The sequence below is a fragment of the Pseudomonas sp. R62 genome (assembly GCF_000257605.1).
Lineage (GTDB): Bacteria > Pseudomonadota > Gammaproteobacteria > Pseudomonadales > Pseudomonadaceae > Aquipseudomonas > Aquipseudomonas atacamensis.
On record NZ_JH635998.1, the window covers coordinates 1685235 to 1689160 of the forward strand.

General features: G+C 62.0%; 6 protein-coding genes. 5 read left to right on the forward strand and 1 reads right to left on the reverse strand.

Translation table 11 applies throughout. From position 1 onward, the window contains the following. Positions 1–93 precede the first annotated feature (93 nt). The 5 genes from OQK_RS30395 to OQK_RS08780 all read left to right on the forward strand — a co-directional run bounded on the left by OQK_RS30395 (position 94) and on the right by OQK_RS08780 (position 3550). Positions 94–558: a hotdog family protein gene (locus OQK_RS30395; RefSeq protein ID WP_016772039.1), complete on the forward strand. Its 465-nt coding sequence runs from the start codon at positions 94–96 to the stop codon at positions 556–558. Further along, positions 551–1279, forward strand: a complete 729-nt coding sequence (gene fabG, locus OQK_RS08765) for a 3-oxoacyl-ACP reductase FabG (RefSeq protein WP_016772040.1) — start codon at positions 551–553, stop codon at positions 1277–1279. Before OQK_RS30395 ends, fabG begins: the two co-directional genes overlap by 8 nt. Further along, the gene (locus OQK_RS08770; protein ID WP_016772041.1) at positions 1279–2505 is read left to right on the forward strand and encodes a beta-ketoacyl-ACP synthase; all 1227 of its coding nucleotides are present in this window, start codon (positions 1279–1281) and stop codon (positions 2503–2505) included. The genes fabG and OQK_RS08770 overlap by 1 nt, the downstream gene beginning before the upstream one ends. Before the next feature lie 29 nt (positions 2506–2534). Then, a complete protein-coding gene (locus tag OQK_RS08775; protein WP_016772042.1) occupies positions 2535–2978 on the forward strand; it encodes a hypothetical protein in 444 nt (147 codons plus the stop codon). A 134-nt stretch (positions 2979–3112) separates the two neighbouring features. After that, the gene (locus tag OQK_RS08780; RefSeq protein WP_016772043.1) at positions 3113–3550 is read left to right on the forward strand and encodes a hypothetical protein; all 438 of its coding nucleotides are present in this window, start codon (positions 3113–3115) and stop codon (positions 3548–3550) included. A 103-nt stretch (positions 3551–3653) separates the two neighbouring features. Here the strand turns inward: OQK_RS08780 and OQK_RS31110 are convergent. Next, positions 3654–3926: LysR family substrate-binding domain-containing protein (locus OQK_RS31110; protein WP_038860776.1), on the reverse strand; the 273-nt coding region annotated here is incomplete at its 5' end.

Below are 3926 nucleotides of genomic sequence, written 5' to 3' on the forward strand. Positions count from 1 at the left end.
CGAACGCCTGACGTCCATTGCACCGCGCTACCTGATGAGCAACTCGTTTGCCTTCGGCGGCAACAACGTCAGCCTGATTATCGGAGACGCACCATGAGCCACTGGCCGCTCGCCGAACTGCTGCCGCATGCCGGCGACATGATCCTGATCGACGCCATCGAGCGCTTCGATGACGAGCAGGTTTTCACTCGCCTCACGGTCAAGCCCGACGGCCTGTTCAACCTGCCCGACGGCAGCCTGCCGGCGTGGGTCGGCCTCGAGCTGATGGCGCAGAGCGTCGCCGCTTTCGCCGGTTGCCACGCCCGGCAAAAAGGCAATCCGCCGGAGCTGGGCTTTCTCCTCGGCACGCGCAAATTCGAGTGCAACGTCGAAGCCTTTGCGCCTGGCAGCGAGCTGACCATCCACGGCCTGCGCTCACTGGAAGACGACAACGGCATGGGCGTATTCGAATGCCATATCCACGGCGACGGCATACATGCCAGCGCCCGGCTGAACGTGTTCCGCCCGCCGCAAGCCAACCAATATCTGCAACAGACAAAGGAGTCGCACGATGACTGAATCCGTACTGGTCACCGGCTCCAGCCGGGGCATCGGCCGCGCCATTGCCTTGCGTCTGGCGCAGGCCGGGCATGACATCGTCCTGCATTGCCGCAGCGGCATGACTGAAGCCCAAGCGGTGCAGGCAGAAATCGAAGCTCTGGGCCGCCGCGCACGCATCCTGCAATTCGACGTCGCCGACCGTGAAACCTGTAAAAGCATTCTCGAAGCCGATGTCGAAAATCACGGTGCCTATTACGGCGTGGTGCTCAACGCCGGGCTGACCCGCGACGGCGCGTTTCCGGCGCTGAGCGATGACGATTGGGACGTGGTCCTGCGCACCAACCTCGACGGTTTCTACAACGTTCTGCACCCGGTGATGATGCCGATGATCCGTCGTCGCGCTGCCGGGCGCATCGTCTGCATCACCTCGGTGTCGGGCCTGATCGGCAACCGTGGCCAGGTCAATTACAGCGCCTCGAAGGCCGGCGTGATCGGTGCGGCAAAGGCGTTGGCGATCGAGCTGGGCAAGCGCAAAATTACGGTTAACTGCGTCGCCCCTGGTCTGATCGACACGGCCATGCTCGACGAAAACGTGCCGGTGGAGGAACTGATGAAAATGATCCCCGCGCAGCGCATGGGCACCCCTGAAGAAGTGGCCGCTGCGGTGAATTTCCTGATGTCGGCGGAAGCCTCGTACATCACTCGCCAGGTGCTGGCGGTCAACGGAGGCCTGTGCTGATGAAGCGCGTCGTCGTCACCGGCATGGCCGGCATCACCTCGCTGGGCAGCGACTGGCCGACCATTGCCGGCAATTTCGCGGCCAATCGCAGCGGCATTCGCCGCATGGACGAGTGGGATCGCTTCACTGAGCTGAACACGCGTCTGGCCGGGCCTATCGATGACTTTCTCGTGCCGTCGCACTGGACCCGCAAGCAGTTGCGCAGCATGGGCCGGGTTTCGCGACTGGCGGTCGGCGCGGCGGAAAAAGCCTTGGCTGACGCTGGCCTGCTCGGTGACGAATCGATCAAGGACGGGCGCATGGGCGTTGCTTGTGGTTCGTCTACCGGCAGCACTGACGAGATCAAAGCGTTCGGCAACATGCTGCTCAACTCGGTGGCCGAGGGACTGAACGCCAACTCCTATGTGCGGATGATGCCGCACACCACCGCCGCCAATATCAGCATTTTCTTCGGCCTCACCGGCCGCCTGATTCCGACGTCCAGCGCCTGCACCAGCGGCAGCCAGGGCATCGGCTACGCCTATGAGGCAATCAAGTTCGGCCGCCTGCCATTGATGCTCGCCGGCGGCGCGGAAGAGCTGTGCCCGACCGAAGCCATGGTGTTCGACGCGCTCTACGCCACCAGCCTGAAAAACGATGCACCACAGACCAGCCCACGCCCGTACGACAAGGGCCGCGACGGCCTGGTGATCGGCGAAGGCGGCGGCATGCTGGTGCTTGAAGAGCTGGAACACGCCCTCGCCCGTGGCGCACACATTCACGCGGAGATCGTCGGTTTCGGCAGCAACGCCGACGGCCAGCACACCACCCGCCCGGAACAGCTCACGATGCGCCGCGCCATGGAGCTGGCCCTGGAAGATGCCGGCCTCACCCCGGACGCCATCGGCTATGTGAACGGCCATGGCACCGCGACTGAACAGGGCGACATCGCCGAAACGCTGGCGACCAGCAGCCTGTTCGGTGAGCACATGCCGATCAGCTCGCAGAAGAGTTTTCTCGGCCACACCCTCGGTGCCTGCGGTGCGCTGGAGTCATGGTTCAGCATCGAGATGCTCAACAGCGACCGTTACGTGCACACCTTCAACCTCGACGAGGTCGACCCGCACTGCGGCAAGCTCGATTACCTGCGCGGCGAATTCCGTCAGATGCACCACAACTACGTGATGAACAACAACTTCGCTTTCGGTGGCGTCAACACTTCGTTGATCTTCCGCCGCTGGGCATAACCGAATCAATCCAGGTCAAGGAGACCTACATGCACTTCAACAAACTCGCCGCCGTCACCCTGCTGCTCTGCGCCCTGCCAGCGATCAGCCAGGCACGCGACACGGCGGTCTACCTGCCATTCGACAAAGCCGTCGCCGAAGCCACCCGCTCCGGCAAGATCGATGGCAGTGTGAAATTCTATCTGGCCGGCAACACCCCGGCCGGCAAAGTCACCGTGGTCAGCCCCGACGCCGTGACCAACAAGAAAACCAACGCCTTCAACAAGTCCGACGAAGTCGCCTGCGAATGGGTCGCCCAATCGGCAATCATCAGCCTGCACCAGGCCGCGAAAAACGCCGGCGCCAACGCCGTGACCAACATCGTCAGCTTCTACAAGCGCAACGAGCGCAAGGACGCGCAAACCTACGAATGCCACGCCGGCGCGATCATGGCGGGCGTTGCGTTGAAGGGTGATCTGGCGAAGGTTCAATAAACGCCAGAAACGACAAAGGGCGCCGTTTGGCGCCCTTTTTTTGCGCTGATTGAACAGCATCTACACTCGCTGATGCAGGTCGCAGCACCGTAACCTGCCCTCGCAGTTCCCTTTCACCGTCAAAGGAGATGACCATGCAAGTGAAAGCCCTGATGACCGCTGCGCTTATCGCCCTGCTGCCAAGTGCCAGCCATGCCACCAACCTCATGTACATGCCTTTCGAAACCGTGCTGTCGGACGCGATTCGCGCCGGTCGGCTGGATGGCAGTGTGAAGTTCTACCTGATCGGCAACGGGCCGCAGGGCACTCAGCAGTTGCTGCGCCGAGGGGTGGTCAGTGATTTGAAAACCAACGGCTTCAACAAGAGCGATCAGGCTTCGTGTGAATGGGTGCTGCAGTCGAATCTGATCAAATTGCAGGCCGATGCCAAGCGGGTCGGGGCGAATGCGGTTGTGAATATCGTCAGTTACTACGACCAGCATGTGCGCAAGGATTTGAATACGTACGAGTGCCGGGCGGGGATATTTGTCACGCGGGTGGCGTTGAAGGGGGATTTGGTGCGGTTGCCCTGAAATCTGTGATGTTTGGGCCGATGCCTTCGCGAGCAGGCTCGCTCCCACCTTGGAATGCGTTTCCCTGTGGGAGCGAGCCTGCTCGCGAAAGCGCCAGCCGCCTTCACACCGTCAGGGGCTCAACCTTGCGCGTCAGCAGTTCGACAAACGCCTTGGCCATCGGTGATTTCTGATCTTTGCGCTGCACCAGCCAAACCGCCGAAATTGCTTCGGGATCGAGCAACGGACGGTAGACCACGCCGTCGATGCGCATGCGTTGGTAGGACGCTGGCAGCACCGATACACCCAAGCCCGCCGCCACCAGACCGATGATGGTCATCGCCTCGCCAGCCTCTTGGGCAAAGTGCGGGCTGAAGCCGGCATCACGGGCCAGACT

Excerpts from the sequence above, each read along its gene's own strand:
- OQK_RS30395 (WP_016772039.1), top strand. The coding sequence starts at position 94 with ATGAGCCACTGGCCGCTCGCCGAACTGCTGCCGCATGCCGGCGACATG.
- fabG (WP_016772040.1), top strand. The coding sequence starts at position 551 with ATGACTGAATCCGTACTGGTCACCGGCTCCAGCCGGGGCATCGGCCGC.
- OQK_RS08770 (WP_016772041.1), top strand. The coding sequence starts at position 1,279 with ATGAAGCGCGTCGTCGTCACCGGCATGGCCGGCATCACCTCGCTGGGC.
- OQK_RS08775 (WP_016772042.1), top strand. The coding sequence starts at position 2,535 with ATGCACTTCAACAAACTCGCCGCCGTCACCCTGCTGCTCTGCGCCCTG.
- OQK_RS08780 (WP_016772043.1), top strand. The coding sequence starts at position 3,113 with ATGCAAGTGAAAGCCCTGATGACCGCTGCGCTTATCGCCCTGCTGCCA.